This is a genomic window from Saccharothrix sp. CCNWYY140 (genome assembly GCF_037401995.1).
Lineage (GTDB): Bacteria > Actinomycetota > Actinomycetes > Mycobacteriales > Pseudonocardiaceae > Actinosynnema.
In genome coordinates this window covers 31,861-52,319 of sequence record NZ_JBBEGC010000031.1, presented here as the reverse complement: position 1 = coordinate 52,319, position 20,459 = coordinate 31,861, and the positions used below count along the sequence as shown (strand labels likewise).

5 protein-coding genes are annotated in these 20,459 nt (G+C 74.6%); 3 read left to right on the top strand and 2 right to left on the bottom strand.

What is annotated here, in order from left to right:
- The first annotated feature begins 55 nt into the window (after positions 1-55).
- The 3 genes from fxsT to WBN91_RS16750 all read left to right on the top strand — a co-directional run bounded on the left by fxsT (position 56) and on the right by WBN91_RS16750 (position 15,832).
- Complete coding sequence (fxsT, locus tag WBN91_RS16760; protein ID WP_337723652.1) at positions 56-2,857, top strand: FxSxx-COOH system tetratricopeptide repeat protein; 2,802 nt, start codon at positions 56-58, stop codon at positions 2,855-2,857.
- Positions 2,858-2,954: 97 nt separating this feature from the next.
- A complete protein-coding gene (locus WBN91_RS16755; RefSeq protein WP_337723651.1) occupies positions 2,955-9,413 on the top strand; it encodes a Kelch repeat-containing protein in 6,459 nt (2,152 codons plus the stop codon).
- The gene (locus tag WBN91_RS16750; protein ID WP_337723650.1) at positions 9,410-15,832 is read left to right on the top strand and encodes a S8 family serine peptidase; all 6,423 of its coding nucleotides are present in this window, start codon (positions 9,410-9,412) and stop codon (positions 15,830-15,832) included. The genes WBN91_RS16755 and WBN91_RS16750 overlap by 4 nt, the downstream gene beginning before the upstream one ends.
- On the opposite strand, the gene WBN91_RS16745 is transcribed toward WBN91_RS16750, so the two are convergent.
- Both WBN91_RS16745 and WBN91_RS16740 read right to left on the bottom strand, forming a co-directional pair.
- Positions 15,817-16,743: a hypothetical protein gene (locus WBN91_RS16745; protein WP_337723648.1), complete on the bottom strand. Its 927-nt coding sequence runs from the start codon at positions 16,741-16,743 to the stop codon at positions 15,817-15,819. The genes WBN91_RS16750 and WBN91_RS16745 overlap by 16 nt on opposite strands.
- Entirely contained in the window at positions 16,740-20,276 is a 3,537-nt protein-coding gene (locus tag WBN91_RS16740; protein WP_337723647.1) for a hypothetical protein, read from the bottom strand. Before WBN91_RS16740 ends, WBN91_RS16745 begins: the two co-directional genes overlap by 4 nt.
- Positions 20,277-20,459: the final 183 nt, after the last annotated feature.

Sequence of the window (20,459 nt, the reverse complement as noted above, 5' to 3'; positions counted from 1 at the left end):
CGAGCGCCTTGATCCCGATAATTGCGGGTCGGGTGCCGTGTGGATGATTGCGCGAATGGACGGGAGCGCGCGGCGTCGCACCGAAGGCGGGGAGCGGGTTTCCCGGGTCGACCAGTGGGCGGTGGCAGCGGAGGCTGGGATCGTCATCCAGGCCGGTCGCGATGCGAACGTGGCTTTCGGGGCCGGGGCGTCGAATCGGGACGTCTCGTGGCCGGTGCGGATCGGGGTTCCGCCGCCGATCGCCGACCGGTACCAGTTGCGGGAGGCCGACCGCCTCCTCGCCGAGGCGCTCCGCTCCGGTCGGACGGTCGTGCTGACGGGGGTGGAGCGTTCCGCCGGGGTCGTCCTCTCCGGACTCGGCGGTGTCGGCAAGTCGCAGTTGGCCGCTCGCTACACCTGGTCGGTGTGGCGGGAGCCGGAGGTCGACGTCGTGGTGTGGGTCGACGCGATGTCGCGCGAAGCGATCCTCAGCCGCTACGCCGAGGTGGCCGCCCGGCTGCTCGTCGACAACGACCCGGCGATCGCGCAGCGTCCGGCGGAGGACGTCGCCCGCGCGCTGGTGGCGTGGCTCGGTGTCACGGACCGGCGGTGGTTGGTCGTGTTCGACGACCTCCAGGACCCGGCCGACCTCAAAGGACTGTGGCCGCCGCACACGTCGTCGGGCCAGGTCGTGGTGACGACCCGCCGGCAGGACGCGGTGCTGCGGCGGGAGGACCGGCACGTCATCGAGCTGGACGTGTTCTCCGAGCAGGAGGCGCTGGCCTACCTGACCGGGAAGCTGCCCGGCGACACCGACCCGGACGAACTGCTCGGCCTGGCCCGCGACCTCGGCCGCCTCCCGCTCGCGCTGGCGCAAGCAGCGGCGTTCATCGCCGACAAACCGTTGTTGACCGTCGCCGACTACCGCGCGCGCTGCAACGACCGCCGCACCGCCCTGGCCCACGTCATGCCCCGCGAAGGCGAACTGCCGGACGAGCACCGCGCGACCGTAGCCGCAACCTGGTCACTGTCGATGGAACGCGCCGACGAACTCGCGCCGGGACTGGCCCGGCCGCTGCTGGAGGTCCTGAGCCTGCTCGACCCGGCCGGCGTGCCAGCCGCCTTGTTCAGCGCCCCGATGGTGTTGCACTACCTGACCGTGGTGCGCGAGGTCGACACGACCGCCGACGAGGTGGCCGACGCGCTGGCCGTCCTGCACCGCCTCGGCCTCATCACCCTCGACCCGACCCAGGCCGCGCGCACGGTCCAGGTGCACTCGCTGGTCCAACGCGTCGTCCGCGACGACCTGACACCCGACGCGTGGGAGTGCTCCGCACTGGCCGCGGCCCGTGGGCTGATGGAGATCTGGCCGGACGTCGAGAGCGACGGGGCGTTCGCGCAGGCGTTGCGGTCGGCGACGGAGGCGCTGGACGTCCACGCCGACGACGTGCTGTGGGAGCCGGTGCCGCACCCGTTGTTCATGTCGGCGGCGAAATCGCTGCGCAATGCCGGTCTGATCACCGCCGCGATGGAGTACTTCACGCGCTGTCGAGACGCCGCCCACGCCGGCTGGGGACCGGACAACCTGGCCACCATCATGATCCGTGCCCAGCTGGCGGACTGTCGCGGTGTGCGGGGAGACCTGGCGGGCGCGATCGCAGACCTGGAGCAGGTGGTCGCCGACCTGACCGAGCTGTTCGGGGACGACCACGATCGCACCCTGAGCGTTCGCGGTGGCCTGTCGTTCTGGAAAGCGAAAGCCGGCGACCTCACCGGGGCGATCGCCGAGCAGGAGGAGCTGCTCGCGGCCCGCATCCGGACGTCGGGTGAAGATCATCCGGACACCGTGTTGGCGCGGCACAACCTCGCGGTGAGCCACAGCCACGCGGGGAAGCTCGTGGAGGCGACAGCCGGCTTCACCACCGTGGTCGAGCACCGGATGCGGACGTTCGGCCCGGACCACCCCTACACCCTGGGTGCCCGCAACGACCTGATCCAGCTCAAAGCGCAAGCGGGCGACGTGGCCGGTGCGATCGCCGGCAACCGGGAACTGCTGGCCGACTACATCCGGGTCATGGGTGTGGACCACCCGATCACCATGATCACGCGCAACAACCTGGCCTGCGTGTTGGCGGATTCCGGCGACCTCGCCGGAGCCGTCGCCGAGCACGAGCGGCTGCTGGTCGACCGCAACCGCGTCCTCGGCGCCGACCATCCCGACACCCTGCTCACCCGAGGCCACCTCGTGCAGCTGAAGGCCGATGCCGGGGACGTGGCCGGTGCGATCGTGGACTGCCGGGAGCTGCTGGCCGACCGCACGAGGGTCTTGGGCCATCGCCATCCGAGCACCTTCTCCTGCCGCAACAGCTTGGCCCTGTTCGCGGCTCGAACCGGTGATCCGGCAGGTGCGGTGACCGAGTTCGAGCGGCTGCTGGTCGACCAGGTGGAGGTGCTGGGGCCGGACCACCCGAACACGCTTGCCACTCGCAGCAACCTCGCTGTGACCCTGCGCGAAGCAGGTGATCTCGCCGGGTCGGTGGACGAACACTGGCGGTTGCTTGAAGACTGCGAGCGTGTTTTGGGGCGTGATCACCCTGACACGCTCAGGACCTGCCACAACCTGTACCAGGTGACCGCCGAGTCCGGGGACGTCGTGCTGGCGATCGTGTTCTACGAGATCCTGCTGCGCGACTGCCTGCGGCTGCTTGGCGAGGGCCACCCGTTCACGGACACCGTCACCGACACGCTCATGCACTGGGAAGCGGTCCTCAAAGAGGGGAACCACCAGCCGGCGCCGGGCAGTTTCGACTCGGCGATCGTGTCCGTCTCCTACTCGGGCGGCGTGATCGTGCGGGGCGGCGCCGAAGGGGCTGTGTGAGCTGTAACACACCTGGAGATCGGTGCGATGACCGTTCGAATGCCCTAATCGGGTGAAGCCACGTCTCGCGTTCGGGTGAACGCCGGGGGTGTTGGTGGTGACTGCGCAGCGCACGACGTTCCGCCGCCGGGTGATCGCACGTCTGGCTGTCGCTGTGCTGGTGGCCGCGGTCGCGGCGGTTCCGCAGTCGCATGCCGGTGCCCAACCCCTCCCGGACGCCGTGGTGGACCCCGCCCTGCGCGAAGCCCTCCGGAACGGGGGCACGGCGGACTTCTGGGTGCACCTCTCCGCCATCGCCGACCTGTCCGGCGCGTACGGCATCGCGGATTGGGCGCAGCGCGGCCGGTTCGTCGTGGACCGGCTGCGGGAGACCGCGACCTCCAGTCAGCAAGACCTGGTCGGCGAGTTGCGCACGCGCGCGGTCAAGCACCAGACGTTCTGGGTCGCCAACCGGGTGTTGGTGCGGCAGGGCACCGCCGCCGTGCTGGACGCGGTCGTGGCGCGGGCCGGGGTGGCCAAGGTGACGGTCGGGCACGTGTTCTCCGTCGTGCAGCCCCGGCAGACCGGCCGCGCGGCCCAGGTCGACGAGGTGGACTGGAACGTCGCCGACACCGGTGCGGACGCGGTGTGGCGGGAGTTCGGGGTGCGGGGTGACGGGGTCGTGGTCGCGAGCATCGACACCGGGGTGCAGTTCGACCACCCCGCGCTCGCCGCCCAGTACCGGGGGCGCCGCGCCGACGGCACGGTCGACCACACCCGCAACTGGTACGACCCGGACGCCGTGTGCGTGCCCACCGGTGACCGGCCGTGCGACGACCAGGGCCACGGCACGCACACGATGGGCACGGTCGTCGGCGACGGCGGCGAGGGCAACCGGATCGGTGTCGCGCCGGGCGCGCGGTGGATCGCCGCCAAGGGCTGCCAGGTCACCACCTGCCCGGAGCACGCCCTGCTGGCCGCCGGGCAGTGGATGCTCGCCCCGACCGACGCCGCCGGCCGCGACCCCGACCCCGCCGCCCGGCCGCACGTGATCATGAACGCGTGGGAGGACCAGGACGGCTCGAACACCTGGTACCGGGACGTCGTGCGCGCCTGGCACGCCGCCGGGCAGTTCGCCGCCTTCGCCGCCGGCAACAACGGGCAGCACCGGTGCGCCAGCGTCAGCGCGCCCGCGAGCTACCCCGAGAGCTACGCCGTCGGCGCGCACGACCGCGACAACGTCCTGACCTTCTTCTCCGGCCTGGGACCGTCCCCAGTGGACGGTGGGATCAAGCCGAACGTGACCGCGCCGGGCGTGGACGTCCGCAGTGCCGCGCTGGGCGGCGGGTACCGCGTGGAGGGCGGCACGTCGATGGCCGTCGCGCACGCCGTGGGCGCGGTCGCGCTGCTGCTGTCCGCCGCGCCGACCCTGGTCGGTGACGTGCCCGCGACCCGGGCCGCCCTGGACGGCTCGGCGCGCGACCCGTTCTACCCCGACTTCATCGGCTGCGGCAGCACCGCCGGCGCGGACACCCTGCACGGCGCTGGCCTGCTCGACGCGTTCGCCGCGGTCCGCCGGGTCGCGTCCGCCGACGTCGCCACCCTCGCCGGCCGGGTCACCGACGCGGACACCGGCGCACCCCTGGCCGAGGCCCGCGTGCGCGCCGCCGGCGACGAAGCCACGACCGCCACCGATGGCACCTACCACCTGTTCCTGCCCGCCGGCACGCACGACGTGGAGACGGCGGCCTTCGGGCACGCCACCCGCATCGCGGACGTCACCCTCACCGCCGGCCAGACCACCCGCCACGACACCGCGCTGGACCCGGTCGCGCTGGTGACCGTGTCCGGCACGGTGACCGACGCCTCCGGCCAGGGCTGGCCGCTGCGCGCCCGCGTCCAGGTGGACGGCCTGCCCGGCGGCCCGGTCACCACCGACGCCGTCACCGGGACCTACGCGGTGCGCCTGGCCCCCGGCGCGCGCCACACCGTCACGGTCACCGCGACCGGCTACCTTCCCGCCACCCGCGAGGTCGACGTCCCCGGCACCGACTCGACCCAGGACTTCGCGCTCACCGCCGACCCGACCTGCACCGCCCCCGGCTACCGGCTGGACCAGGGCCTCCACCAGGGCTTCGACTCCGGCGCCAAGCCGGAGGGCTGGACCGTGCGGATCGGCCAGCCGGACCCGTTCGACCCGCAGGCGGGCGGCTGGCGGTTCGACGACCCGGTGCGGCGCGGCAACCTCACCGGCGGCACGGGCGGCGCGGCCATCGCCGACAGCGACCACGCCGGCCCGTTCACCCAGATCGACACCGACTTGACCTCGCCGCCGGTCGACCTGTCCGGTGTCGCCGCGCCCGTGGTCCGCTTCCGCCACGACCTCCCCACCAACGACGACGAGATCGCCGACGTGGACGTGAGCACCGACGGCGGCGGCAGCTGGACCACGGTGTGGCGGCAGGAAGGCCAGTTCGGGCTGGGCGACCGGCGTGGGCCGCGCGTGGAGGAGGTCGCCATCCCGGAGGCCGCCGGCCAGTCGGACGTCCGGGTGCGTTTCCACTACCACAACGCCAACTTCGACTGGTGGTGGCAGGTGGACGACGTGGTCGTGGGCGGCGCGCCGTGCGCGAGCGACCCCGGCGGCCTGGTCGTCGGCACGGTCACCGACGCCCCCACCGGCACGCCCCGCAGCGCGACCGTGGACAGCGCCACCACCGACCGAGACGGCCGGTACACCCTGTTCACGAGCACGGGACCGCACACCCTCACCGCGTCCAGCCCCGGGTTCGAGTCGGAGACGCGGACCGTCGACGTCCCGGCCGGCGGCGTCACCCGCGCCGACTTCGTGCTGGGCGCGGGTCACCTGGTGGTCACCCCGACCAGGATCGACTCGACGCTGCCGGTCGGCGGCTCCGCCCGCGTCCCGCTCACCCTCACCAACGACGGCACCAAGGACGTCGACTTCCGCTTGGCCCAACGCGACCACGGCTTCCGCTCCGCCACCGCCCCCGCCACGCAACCCCCTGCGGTGCAAAGGATTCCGGCGGACGTGAACGACCAGTGGGCCGGCGCGCAGCCCGACGCCGCACCCGCCGGCGACACCGCCGCCACCGCCCCGCCGTGGGAGCAGGTCGCGTCCTACCCGGCTCGGGTGTTCGACGCGGCGGCGGCCGAGCACGACGGCAAGGTCTACGTGGCAGGCGGCGTCCACGCGGCCGATGGCGACGACTTCTTCTCCAACGACCTGTACGTCTACGACCCGGACCTGAACCGCTGGGACGCCAAGGCCGACTTCTCGCAGACCCGCGAGGCCCCGGCGGCGGCCTTCCTCGACGGCCGGCTCCACCTGGTCGGCGGCTGGCTGGACACCGGCGCCACGACGACCCGCCTGGAGGTCTACGACCCGGCCACCGACACCTGGACCCGGCGCGCGGACGCCCCGGCGGGCCGCTCCGCGCCGGGCGTGGCCGTGCTGGACGGCAAGCTCTACATGGTCGGCGGCTGCACGAGCGCCAGTTGCCCGCGCAGCGCCGACACCTTCCGCTACGACCCGGCGACCGACACCTGGGCCACTGTCGCCGACTACCCGCACGCGGTGTCGTTCCTGTCCTGCGGCACGGTCGACGGGACGTTGGTGTGCGCGGGCGGCAGCGGCGGCGACGAGCCTCGGGCCGAGACCTACGCCTACGACCCGGCGGCCGACCAGTGGCGACCGCTGGCGCCGATGCCGATCCCCGCTTGGGGCGCCGCGCACGCGGTGGCCAACGGTGCCCTGGTGGTGGCCGGCGGTGTGTCGGCGTTCAGCGGCTTCGAGTACGTCACCAGCGAGGCCTCCGCGTACGACGTGGCCCGCGACGAGTGGACCGTGCTGCCCGCCGCCGGTCACGCGACCTACCGCACGGCGGGGGCGTGCGGGTTCTACAAGGTCGGCGGCGCGACGGCCGAGTTCCCGTCGCCGCGCACCCGCATGGTGGAGCGGCTGCCCGGCTGGGACCGGTGTGGCGACCCGTCCGCGCGGTGGCTGTCGCTGGGCACCACCGAGGGCACGGTTCCGGCCGGGCAGAGCGTCACCGTCGAGGTGTCGGTCGCGGCCGGGGACCAGCCTGGCACGTACGCCGCCGGGATCGTGGTCGTCGAGGACACCCCGTACGTCGTGCGGCCGGTGCCCGTGCTGGTCGACGCCACGCCGCCGCCGTCCTGGGGGCTGGTGGAAGGCGTCGTCACGGGCCTCGGGCACTGCGACACCCCGGGCACGCCGCTGCCCGGCGCGGCCGTCGACATCAGCGGCACCCCACTCAAGGCAGGCGTGGACGGGCGGTTCGCGCTCTGGCGGGACAGCGCCGCCGGCCCGGTCACGGTCAGCGCGACCCGGGACGGCTACCTCGCCGGCCGGGTGGAGGGCGTCGCCGTGACCGCCGGCGGCACCACGACCGCGAACGTGGACCTGCGGCGCGACCAGGCCTGCGCTTCGATCGCGCCGCAACGGCTGGACCTGACCGTCCGCGCGGGCGCCACGGCGTCGGCGGACCTCGCCCTGGCCAACACCGGAACGACCTCCTACGAGATCGCCGTCGCGGAGACACCGGTCGCGCTCGACCCGGCCGCCACCCGGCCGTTCACGGTGCCGCCGGGCGCTTCGAAGCTCACCCTGCCCACCGCGCCGCCCGACCCGGTGCCCCCGGTGCCGTCGTGGTTCGACGCGGCGGCGCTGCCCGGCGGGCTCATGGCCTACGGGCACGCCCAGTGCGACGGCGACCCCGACCACGCCTACCTGCTGTCCGGGGTGAACGCGGGCGGCGTGAGCGCCGACGGGACGTGGCGCTACGACGCGACGGCCAACCGGTGGTCCGAACTCGCGCCGCTGCCCCAGGACCTGTGGCCGGAGACGCCGACCCGGTTCGGCCTCACCCTGCCCACGGCGGTGTGCGAGGCCGGGCAGATCCACCTCCTCGGCGGCACCCACGAGTTCGTGCCGTCCACCGCGCACTTCGTCTACGACATCGCGAGCGACACCTGGTTCCGGGCCGCCGACGCGCCCCGCGCGCTGTCCGGCGCGGCGTCGGGCGCGTGGAACGGCAAGGTCTACCTGGTCGGCGGCCAGACCGCGTTCGGCGTGAGCGGCCAGGTGGACGTCTACGACATCGCCACCGACACATGGACGACCCTGCCCGAGCCGATGCCGGAACCGGCCTACCAGGCGGGGTACGCGCGGGCGGGCCGGCACCTCTACGTCGTCGGCGGCGGGGGAGTGCCGGACTCGGCCGCCCCGACCACGACCCGGCGGCTGGACCTGGCCACCGGCGAGTGGACCGTGGGACCGCCGCTGGCCGACCGGCTGCTGCTGCCCGCGCTCGCGGTGACCGACACGGCCCTGTACCTGATCGGCGGGCTGGTGATCTTCGGCGGCGCAAGCGACCACGTCGACCGGCTGCCCACCGCGTCCTGGCCCGGTGGCGCGTGGACGGCGTTCGACCCGCTGCCGGAGGAGAAGATCAACGTCGGCGGGTTCTGCACCCGCGCCACCACCGGCGGCGAGATCATGACCGCGGCCGGCTTCGACACGCGGTTCTCCTCGGAGCGCACGCTGGTGCACGGCGTCGTGCCCGAGCGCTGCCCGACCATCCGGGCCGACGTGCCGTGGCTGTCGGTGTCGCGTACCGAGGCCGACGTGGCCGGTGGTGGCTCGACGACGCTGTCGGTGCGCGTGGACGCCACCGGTCTCGCACCCGGTGAGCACACCGCAACCCTGCTGGTGACCACGACCGCTCCCGGCGCGGCCGAACTGCGGGTGCCGGTGCGGGTGACCGTGCAGGACTCCGCGCCGCCGTCGCTGTACTTCTCGCTGGAGACCGGTGGGACCGTGCGCGGGGTCGAGGTCGCCGACGAGGACGTCGTGGGCGTCAACCCCGACGGCGTGGTGACCCCGTACTTCGACGGCGGCGACGTGGGCTTGAGCGGGCTCAGGCTCGACGCGTTCGCGCGGCTGCCCGGCGGGGCGCTGGCGTTGTCGTTCACCGAACCCGCGTCCATCCCGGGCGTCGCGGGCACGGTGGACGACTCCGACCTGGTCCGGTTCACGCCGACCTCGCTGGGCGCGACCACGGCGGGCACGTTCGAGCTGTGGTTCGACGGCAGCGACGTGGCGCTGGCCGCCGACGACGAGGACGTGGACGCCGTGGACGTGCTGGCGGACGGGCGGATCGCGCTGTCCACGACCGGCGCGCTCAAGGCCGGTCCGGTGGCGGCGGACGACGAGGACCTGGTGGCGTTCACCCCGACCTCGCTGGGCCAGAACACGGCCGGCGCGTTCGCGCTGCTGTTCGACGGCGGTGACGTCGGGCTCGCGGCGGCGGACGAGGACGTGGACGCGCTCGCGGTGCGCTCGGACGGCGCGCTGGCGCTGAGCACCACCGGGCCGCTGTCCGTGGTCGGGCTGTCCGCCTCGGACGACGACGTCGTGGCGTTCACCCCGACCACGCTCGGCCGCGACACGGTCGGCGCGTACGCGCTGCTGGTCGACGGCGCGGCGCTGGGACTGGAACCCGACGACATCACCGGGGTGGCCCTGCCATGAAAGCCCTCGCCCTGACCGCCGCCGCGCTGCTCGCCCTCGCCCCGGTCGCGGTGGTCCACCCCGCCACGGCCCAAGGCCAAGCCACGGCGCAGGCCGCGGGTCCCCAAACCCGCGATCAGGCCAAAGTGGACAGAGCGGTCGCGGACAAGGTTCGGGGCGGTGGCACGGCCGACTTCTGGGTGCGCTTCCGCGGCGAAGCCGACCTGTCGGGCGCGTCTTCGATCCGCGACTGGACCGAGCGCGGCCGGTACGTGGTGGACAAGCTGCGCGAGGCCTCCCACTCCGACCACGCCTCCGCCGTCGCCCAGCTCAAGCGGGAGAACCTGCGGCACCACGAGTTCTGGGCGGTCAACGCCGTCCTGGTGCGCGGCGGCGGGGAGAAGACGGTCGAGGCGCTCAAGCACCGGCCCGAGGTCACCGAGATCCGCGAGCACCGCACGCTCACCCTGCCTGTGCCGCAGTCCACCGGCGCCGCCTCCACCGGCCCGGTCGAGTGGGGTGTCGCCGACATCGGCGCGGACCGGGCGTGGGAGGCCTTCGGCGCGCGTGGCGAAGGCGTCGTGGTGGCCAACATCGACACCGGCGTCCAGTTCGACCACCCGGCGCTGGCCCGCCAGTACCGGGGCCGCAACGCCGACGGGTCGCTGAACCACGAGCACAACTGGTACGACCCGTCCCAGGTGTGCGGCGACCCGACCCTGGGCCCGTGCGACAACAACGGCCACGGCACGCACACGATGGGCACGATGGTCGGCGACGACGGCGCGACCAACCACATCGGTGTCGCGCCGGGCGCGCGGTGGATCGCGGCCAAGGGCTGCGAGGAGGGCTTCTGCTCGGAGTTCGCGCTGGTCTCCTCCGGTCAGTGGGTGCTCGCGCCGACGACGACCAGCGGCACGGACCCGGACCCGGCGCTGCGCCCGCACGTGGTGAACAACTCGTGGGGCGGCGGCGGGAGCAGCGACTGGTACCGCGACCTGGTGCGGGCGTGGGTGGCGGCGGGGATGTTCCCGGCGTTCGCCAACGGCAACTCCGGTTACGGCGTGTGCGGCACGGTCGACGACCCAGGCGGGTACGCCGAGAGCTACGGCGTGGGCGCGTACGACATCCAGGGCCGGATCGCGGAGTTCTCCAGCCTCGGCCCCTCGCCGCACGACGACGGCGTGAAGCCCGACGCGTCCGCGCCCGGGGTGGACGTCCGCAGCGCGGTGCCCGGCGGCGGGTACGACTCGTTCAGCGGCACGTCGATGGCCACACCGCACGTGGCCGGGGCGGTCGCGCTGATGCTGTCCGCCGCGACCGCGCTGGTCGGCGACGTGGCGGCGACCCGGGTGCTGCTGGACTCCACCGCGCGGGACGCCCCCGACTCGGCGGGCTGCGGCGGCACCGCGGGCGACAACAACACCTTCGGCGAGGGCCGGATCGACGTCCTGGCCGCCATCGACTCCTCACCGCGCGGCCCGGTCGGCACGCTGGCCGGGACGGTGTCCGACGCGTCCACCGGCGCACCCGTGGCCGACGCCGAGGTCACCATCACGGGCGGTGTCGCACCCCGCCAGGTCCGCACCGGAGCGGACGGGACCTACGGCGTGACGCTCGCGACCGGCACCTACGAGGTCGCCGTGACCGCCTACGCCCACGAGCCCGCGTCGGCGACCGCCACGATCACGACCGGCACCACCACCCGGGACTTCGCGCTCACCCCGCTGCCCAGGTCGGTCGTGCGCGGCACGATCCGCGATGGTGCCGGCCACGGCTGGCCGCTCTACGCGCGCCTGGACATCGCGGGCTTCCCGGGCGGACCGGTGTTCACCGACCCCGTCACGAGCGCCTACTCCGTCGAGCTGGTGCACGGCCGGACCTACGACATCGCCGTCACCGCACTGCTCGACGGCTACACCCCGGCGTCCCGGGCGGTGGTGCTGCCCGCCGACCCGACGACCCAGGACTTCGCGCTCGCCGCGACCAGCGAGTGCGGTGCGCCCGGCTACACCTTCGGCGTGCGCGGCGTGTACGAGTCGTTCGACGGCCCGACCACACCGCCGGGCTGGCAGGTCGTGGACAACGCCGGCACCGGCCAGGTCTGGGCGTTCGAGGACCACGCCTTCCGCGGCAACCGGACCGGCGGCGAAGGCGGCTTCGCCATCGTGGACAGCGACTACCTCGGCGGCGTGCAGGACACCGAACTGGTCACGCCCACGGTGGACCTGACCGGCGTGGACGCCCCGCGCATCGAGTTCAAGCAGGACATCCGCGCCTTCGCCGACGAGGTGTTCGACGTGGACCTGAGCACCGATGGCGGCGCCAGCTGGACCACGGTCTGGCGCAACGAGGGCAGTGGCGGCACCGGGTCGCTGTCGGGTCCGCGCACCGAAGCCGTGCCGATTCCGGCGGCGGCCGGGCAGTCGGCGGTCAAGGTGCGCTTCCACTACTACGACGCGAACTTCGCCTGGTGGTGGCAGGTGGACGACGTGCTGGTGGGCGCGCCGGCGTGCGTGCCGCTGCCCGGCGGCCTGGTGGTCGGCAACGCCACCGACGGCCGCACCGGTGCCCCGGTCGACGGCGTCGAAGTGGCGAGCGCCCCGGACGCGCCCCGCGCGACCACCGGCCCGACCCCGGACGACCCGGCCGTGCCGGACGGGTTCTACGCCCTGTTCGTGCCCGGCTCCGGGACGACCACGCTGACCGCGACCAAGAAGCTGTACGGCCCGACCCCGCTGACCGCGGACGTGGTGGCGGACTCGGTGGTGCGGCGCGACTTCCCGCTGCGCTCCGGGCACCTGGTGTTCGGCCCGGCGGTGACCGGGACGACCGAGCTGGGCGGCCGGGTGGAGTCCACGCTGACCGTGACCAACGACGGCACCGCCGACGCGCGGCTGGAGCTGTCCCGCCGGGCGGGCGAGGTGACCATCGCGCGGGCGGGCGCGGCCCCGGCGGACGCGGACCGGACCGGCGCGGCCCAGGCGGTCCGGCGCACCGAGGCCGCCGTGTCACCCGACCGGCTCGACCTCGCCCCGGCCGCCGACCCCGCGGGGCCGGCCGCGCCACCGTGGCGGGACATCGCCGACCACCCGTTGCAGGTCATGGACAACTCCGTCGCGGCCGGACCGGACGGCCGGGTGTACTCGGTGGGCGGCTACAGCCCGTCCGAGGGGATGCTCGACCACCTGTACGTCTACGAGCCGCGCACCGACACGTGGTCGCGCGCCGCGGCCACCGACGAGTTGCGGGAGAAGCCGGCGGCGGCGTTCGTCGGCGACAAGCTGTACGTGGTGGGCGGGTTCGACGACTTCGGGATCAACCGGGCCGCCAAGCGCACCGGCGAGGTCTACGACCCCGCCACCGGCCGCTGGCAGGGCATCGCGCAGGCGCCCTACGGCTCGGCCGCCGCCGGCACGGCCGTGCTGGGCGGCAAGCTGTACCTGGTCGGCGGGTGCTCGGGGGACGTGTGCACCGCGGAGTCCAACGCGGCCCGGTACGACCCCGCCACCAACACGTGGCAGTCGCTGCGGCACTACCCCGAGGGCGTGGCGTGGGGCTCGTGCGCGGGCGACGAGGCCCGGCAGCGCGTGTACTGCGCGGGTGGCGTGGACTTCGTCGGCAAGTCCTCGGCGTACGCCTACGACCCGGCGACCGACGAGTGGACGCCGATCGCGGCGCTGCCCGTGCCGCTGTGGGGTTCGGTGTACGCGGCGGCGAACGGCAAGTTCGTCGTCTCGGGCGGGGTGACCGGTGACGAGGTGACCAACGAGGGTTACGCCTACGACCCGTTCGCCGACGCCTGGGACCCGGTGCCGCCCGCCGGCACCGGGGTGTACCGGGGCGGGGGAGCGTGCGGCCTGTACCGGATCGGCGGGGTGCCGGCGGCGTCGGCGACTTCGTCGGCCGAGGTGCTGCCCGAGTACGGGCACTGCGACACGGCCGACGTGCCGTGGCTGTCGGTGTCACCGGGTGCGGTGACCGTGCCCGCGGGTGCGACGGTGGAGTTGACCGTCGTGCTGGACTCGGCGCAGGTCGACCAGCCGGGCACGCACGCGGCGGCGCTGGTGGTCAGCGAGGACACGCCGTACGCGGTGAGCCCGGTGCCGGTCGCGCTGACCGCGACCCCGCCGCCGACGTGGGGCAAGATCTCCGGTTCCCTGACCGGTCTGGGCCGCTGCGACGTGGGTTCCGCGCCGCTGGCCCGGTCCACTGTGGACGTCGACGGCGCGGCACGGGACTTCCACCTGGCGGTCGGCGGCTCCTACGAGGTGTGGACCGACCAGGCGAACGGGCCGGTGGGGCTGACCGTGTCCGCGCCCGGGTTCGTCGGCCAGACCCGCTCGGCGGTGCCCGTGGTCGCCGGTGCGGTGTCCACTGTGGACTTCGCGCTGCGGGCGGACCGGCCGTGCGCGGAGGTGTCGCCTTCCGGGCTGGACCTCGCGGTGGAGCAGGGGGTGACCTCGCGCGCCGAAGTGGTGCTGCGCGACCGGGGCGCCGGGTCGATGGGCTATTCGGTGGCCGAGGTGCCGTTCCTGTTCGACCCGGTGTCGGGCGGGCCGGGCGCGATCGCCGGGACCGGGTGGTTCGGCGGCGCCCCGCTGCCCGAGGACGGCCGGCACCAGGGCCGCGCCCAGTGCGACGGCGACGTGGGCCGGTTCTTCGTCTTCGGCGGGGTGGACCGGTTCGGCAAGGCGCGGGCGACGGCCTGGCGCTACGACGTGGGCGCCAACACGTGGACCGAGCTGGCCCCGCTGCCCACGGCGGTGGAGAGCCCGACCGCGGTGTGCGAGCTGGGCCGGATCCACGTCCTGGGCGGCAGCGGCACCACCGCGCACCAGGTCTACGACACCTCCACCGACACGTGGTCCACGGCGACGGCACTGCCCCGTCCGGTGCGCGGTGCGGCGTCGGCGGTGTGGGACGGGCGGGTCTACCTGGCCGGCGGCGACGCGGACTTCACGCCGGGCGGCACGAGCGGCGCGGTGGACGTGTACGACCCGCGCACGGGCGCGTGGACCGCCGGTCCGGCGCTGCCGGTGGCGGTCGTCGGAGCGGGCTCGGTGCAGGCCGGGCAGCACCTCTACCTGGTGGGCGGCTGGCACGACGGGTCGCCGGGCCAGAACGCCACCGCCGTGCAGCGGCTGGACCTGGCGACCGGCACGTGGACCACCGGTCCGGCGCTGCCGAGCGCGCCCGCCGACTTGGCGTTGGCGGCCACCGACCAGGCGCTGTACGCCATCGGCGGCGACAGCCCCGGCGGCGGGTTCACCGACGGCACGGACGCCGTGCACCGGCTCGCGCTGGGCTCGTGGCCCGCGGGCGGGTGGACTGCGGACGACCGACTGCCGCTGCGCGTGTCCGGCAACACCGGGTTCTGCACGGTCGGCTTCCTGGGCGGCGAGGTGTGGAGCGTCGGCGGCGTCGACCAGTTCGGCGCGGCCGGCCTGTCCTACCTGCACGACATCGGGACCGAGCGGTGTGCCTCGATGCGGGCGGACGTGGCGTGGCTGTCGGTCACCCCGACCTCGGGCGACCTCGCGGCGGACGGCACGCAGCCGCTGGCGGTGACCGTGGACGCGACCGGTCTCGCGCCGGGCGTGCACGTGGCCACGGTGCTGGTGAGCACGACCGATCCCGGTGCGCCGGAACTGCGGGTGCCGGTGCGGGTGACCGTGTCCGCTCCCGCTGCCGCGCACCTGATCTCGTTGCCGGGCAGCGGTTCGGTCGGCGGGGTGGAGTACGCCGACGAGGACGTGCTGGGCGTGACCGCGACCGGGCGCGTGGTGCCGGTGTTCGACGGCAGTGACGTCGGTGTCGGCGACTTGGCCGTGGACGCGTTGGTGCGCCTGCCCGATGGGAGTCTGCTGCTGTCGTTCACGAAACCCGGTGCGGTGCCGGGGATCACGGGCCGGGTGGACGACTCGGACCTGGTCCGCTTCGCCCCGACGTCGTTGGGCGCCACCACCTCCGGCACGTTCACGCTGTGGCTGGACGGCAGTGACGTGGGCCTGACCACCGACGCCGAGGACGTGGACGCGGCGGACGTGCTGCCCGACGGCCGGGTGGTGCTGTCCACGGAGGGCGTGGCGAACGTGCCCGGCGTGACGGCGGCGGACGCGGACCTGGTCATCTTCACGCCGACATCGTTGGGGGAGGAGACGGCGGGGACCTATGCCCTGTGGTTCGACGGCCGCGATGTCGGGTTGGCGGCCAAGGACGAGAACGTGGACGCCGTGGCTGTGGCGGCGGACGGTCGGCTGGGCTTGAGCACCACGGGTCCGCTCGCGGTGGCGGGGTTGTCGGCCGGCCCGGAGGACGTGGCCGCGTTCCGACCGGACGCGCTCGGCCCGGACACTCGGGGCACGTTCGACTCTGCGGTGTTGTTCGACGGCACGGCTTTGGGCTTGCGGAACGTGACGGCCTATGAGGTGGGTTGACGGCGGCGCTGCTCGTAGGCGGCCTTCGCCTGGGCGAAAGCCTCTGTGCCCCAACGGCTTCGGAGGTCCAGCAGCAGCGGGTGCACCATCGCGCGGCCGACCTCCCGGCCGAGCAGGTCGCCCAGCGTGACCCAGGCCTTGGCCAGGGACTCGTAGGCGCCCACCAGGTCGCCCGCGCTGTCGGCGAGGTCCGCCTGGGCCGCCGCGGCGGCGAGGTAGGGGACCGCCGCCCCGGCCCGCAGCGCCTCCGCGCGCGCCGACGCGGCCGAGGCTCGCGCGCGGACGCCGTCGTGCTGCCGCAAGGCGATGGCGAGCGCGACGAGATGCCCCTCCGCCAGGACCGCCGGGTCGTCGGTGGCGGTCATGGCCTGGTCCAGGACGTCGGTGGCCCGCCCGGGGTGGCCCGCGCCGAGCAGGGCGCCGCTGAGTTCCAGCCGCACCCGCGTGGCCTCGTCGGAGCCGTCGAGCGCCTCGACGGCTTCCTCGCAGGCGCGCACGGCGGCGGTGAACCGCCCGGCCGCCGCCTCGAGGTTCGCCAGCCGCACGAGCACCCGCGCCCGGCCCACGGGGTCGGGGTCGTCTGCCGCGGGCAACGCGCGGTAGAGCCACGCGGTGGCGGTGTCCGGGTCGCCCTTCGACCGCGCCACCTCCGCCAACTCCACGGCGGCGGCCCGCCGGGTGACCACGTCGGCGCCGGTGTCCCAGGCGGCACGGGCCGCGCTCGCCGCGTCGTCGGGGCGGTCGACGACCCGCAGCAGCAGCGACGCCTGGGTCAGCAGGGTGGCGCGACCCCGCTGGTCGCCGGACTGGCCGTGGACACCGGCGGCCTCGACCAGGCGGTCGGCGGCGGTCGCCGGGTCGCCCGCCTCCAGTGCCTCGTTGGCCAGGCGCACCAGGTGGGCGGCGGTCACGGTTGGCTCGTCTCGGACACGTCATAGCCCTTCTGCCGCAGCTTCTCCATCGTCTGGGCGATCGCGGTGCGGCGCGCGGCTTGGTGCTCCTGCGCCCACGCGTCCATCTTCGCGGCCAGGGTCTGCGCCTTCTCCTGCTTGACCTGTGCCGCGTCGGTGAGTTCCTGCTTCTCCTGGCCCGCGGTCTGCCCGGCGGTGACGGCGTCCTTGAGCGCGCTCTCGTTGGCATCCTTGAGCTTGCCCGCGCCCTCCTGGGCCGTCTTGACGTCGGTGGCGGACTGCTTGGACTTGGCGTCGGTGGCGGTGATGCGGTCCTTCTCGCCCGCGATCTGCGCCTGCTTGGCCGGCTGCTCCTTGCCGACCTGGCCCATCTTGGTGTCCATGCCGGCGAACGTGGCGAGCAGCCGGGTCGAGTCGGTGTGCAGCTTGGTCATGGCCCGGCCGGGCGGGCCGGGGATCATCGAGGCGTAGTGGGAGAAGCGTTCGAAGGCGGCCAGCGGGCCGGTCAGCGCGACGATCCCGGCCGCGCGGTTGGCGTAGGTGCCCACCGTGGAGGACGCGTTCTCCTGCTCGGCCTTCTTCCGCGCGTTGGCCTCGTTCTTGTGCGCGATCGCCTGCTGGTGGGCGTCGACGGCGGACGTGCCGCCGGTCGCGTCCTTGACGGCGGCGTCGAAGGGCGCGCGGTTGGCCTCGTGGGCGGCCTGCTGCCGGGCCATCCTCTGCTGCGCCAGCTCGGCTTGGGCGCGTTCGCCGAGGATGTTGACGATCTCGCCCTTGAGCGCGGCGATGTCGGCGGGCGTGCCCGGCGGGTCCTGGTAGCGGGGGTTGACCCGTTCCACGACCGTCCCCGCGCCTGCGGGCAGCTGGTTGTCGTCGGTGAACTGCGCGGCGAACGCGGCCTCGCGCTGCTCGTGCGGGGACATCGCGCGCGCGGCGGCGGCCCCCGCCGCACCGGGCAGTCCGGACAGCGCGCCGGACCCCGCACCGCCGGACGGCGCGGTCCGGGTCGGGGAGGGACGCGAGCCGCTGGGGGTCGTCCCGCCTGCTGCTGCGGCCATCGCGTCGGCCCACAGCTTGGCGTCGCTGGGGATCGCGCGGTCCCCGGACCCCGGCGCCCATTGGCGTTGGAAGGCGGTGAGTTCCTTCATCGAGGTGATCGTGTGGGTCTGCGAGCGTCCGCCGGGTCCGTACGGGCCGGTGATGTGGAGTTGGCCCGTCGAGGGGTCGAAGGCGAAGGTCACGGTGTACTCGCCGGACGCGATGGCGATCCGTTCGCGGCGCGCGCCCCGCGTGGTGATCACGTCGTAGAGCATGGTCCGCACGTCGCTGGTGCTCGGCATGACGTCGCCCCGCGCCGACTTGGAACCCGGCACCACCGGCGCGTCGAACGTGCCCGCCGGCGCGGACGCGTCGGCCCGACCCGGGTGGTGGTGCGCCACGCCTTCCCACGGCCCACCGCGCGCCGGCGGGTCCACGGAACCCGTGCCACCCTTGGTCACCGCCCACTGGCGGGTCGTGGGGTTGTACCAGACGCCGAACTCGTAGTTCGGGTTGGCGCGGATGGCGCCTTGGAAGACGGCGTTGGCCTCGCTCAGCCGGGACGTCTTGAACTGCTTGCCGTTGCGGGCCAGCGGGCCGACCGCCGGGTGCGCCGCCGTGGCGGGCCCGACCGTGCGACCCCCGCCGCCCCTGCGCCCACCCCGAGGAGCTTCCCGGCTCCCGCCCGGCACCGGCTCGTGCGGCAGCGGCCCGTCGGGTAGCGGGCCGTCGGGTAGTGGGCCGTCGGGTAGCGGCCCGTCGGGTAGTGGGCCGGGGGTGTCGTGGGGGAGGGGTTCCTCGCCCTTCCCGGTGCCGGGCATGATCCACTCGGCGATGCGGGGACCCCACACGTCGGCCATCGCCTTGTGGCTGTCCTGGAGGTGCGGCGGCAGCGCCCGCTGCTCGGCCACGGCCGACTTGAGCCGGCCCCACGGGCTGGTCTCGGTGGGCCGTCCCTCGACCGCGGGGGCCTCGGTGGCGGGCGGGTGCGGCTCGGGCGGGTGGCTGCCCGGCGGCTCGGACGCGCCGGACTTCTTGCCCGCACCCTGCGGTTTGGCTCCGACGTTGGCCAGCGCGCCGCCCGCGAACCCGCCCAGCATCCCGGCCATCTTCCCGGCGGAGGTGGACAGGTCCGCGCCCTCGTGCTCGACCTCGCGGGGGTCGGCCTCGCTGGTGAAGGTGTGCAGCGCGCGGAAGGCGAGCACGCACGGCTGGAGCACGAGGTTGTTGATCGCGTCGACGACCATCGTGGCGGCCTGGATGCCCAGCGCGATGGCGGACAGCGTCGCCGCGAGCGGGCTGGCGACGCCGACCGTGGCGATGGTGATGACCCACATCGCGGCGGCGATGATCCCGATGATGCCCGAGAGCACGTTGAGGACGTTCGTGATGACGTCGATGACCTCGGAGACGGCGGCGATGCTGTTGGCCAGCCGTTCGTAGTCGTCGGCCCCCTCGCCGAACTTGCCGATGGTCGCGCGGGTCTCGCCCCAGTCCCGGGTGGCCAGGCCGTAGGCGGCGACCGCGCCGCCGATCGCGGCCCCGACCCCGGGGATCGGCACGAACTTGGCGGCCATCCGCGACCCGACACCCAGCGCGAACCCCATCGCCGCACCCTGCGCGAACCCGGCCAGCGCCCCACCCCCGGCCGCCTCGGCGATGAAGTCGGCCCGCTCCCCGGAGAACGCCTCCCCGACCCGGTTCGTCGCCCCCCGCCACCGCTCGTGCTCGGCCAACTCCTCGTCCACCAACGCGAGGTCCTCGGTACCGAGCTCAGCCGCACCGCTCGGGCCGGCAGGTTGCCCTTCGGCAGGCCCCTGCACCCCACCCCCCGCCTGCCCAGCCTGCGGACCGGTGCCGCGCGCCTCGACCGGCCCCGCACCACCGGGACCCGGCGGTCCGCCCGCGCCGGCCCGGGTCGCAGCCGGCCCCGCGCCACCGGCAGGCGCGCGAACATCGGCCGGCCCCGCGCCGGCCGCCGCACGCGAGTCGGCCGCACCCACACCCGCTCGAACATCGGCGGGCGCGGTTTGGCCGGCGCTCTCGCCCTCTGTCCGCCCGGCTGCCTGCCCCGGCGTGCCGGCCTGGCTCGAGGTGGCCGTCGTGGCGGGTTGGGCCGGTCCTCGCCCGTCCGCCGAGCCGCCGCCCGGGCCGCTCGGTCCGCCGCCGCCTTGCCTGCCTGGGTGGTCGCCAGGTCCCGGGCCGCCGCCTTGGCCGCCCGTGCCGTCCGCCGCTGCGGTGCTCGCGGCGGCCTGCTGCTGGGCCTTGTGCTGTTCGGCTTGGGCGACATCGGCCTCGCCGGCGGCGGCCAGGTCGCGGGCCGTGGCGGCGGCTTCGCGGGTGCCGCTCACGTCGACGGTGGTCGTGCCCGGGTCCGGGACGCGTTGCACGGGCCGGACCGGGGGCCGGCGCATCAGGGACGACACCCCGCGGTTGCCGGCCAGGCGTTGCAGCGCCGACACCGCGCCGCGGTCGAGGGTGCCGGACCTCCCCACGGGGGCAGTCTGGTCCGGCACGGGCGCGGCAGCCTTGTCCGGCTTCGCGCGCCCGTGCTCCTCGGGCCCCGCTGGGGCCTTGGCGCCGTGGTCGGCGCCCATCAGGCGTCGGCGCGGGCTCGGAGCAAGCCGTCCACGGGTCCACGATCGGGCGGCGGACACCCCGCCGGAAGGGTGGCGCAG

Coding starts and splice junctions, on each gene's coding strand:
- WBN91_RS16750 (WP_337723650.1), top strand. CDS start 9,410: ATGAAAGCCCTCGCCCTGACCGCCGCCGCGCTGCTCGCCCTCGCCCCG.
- fxsT (WP_337723652.1), top strand. CDS start 56: ATGGACGGGAGCGCGCGGCGTCGCACCGAAGGCGGGGAGCGGGTTTCC.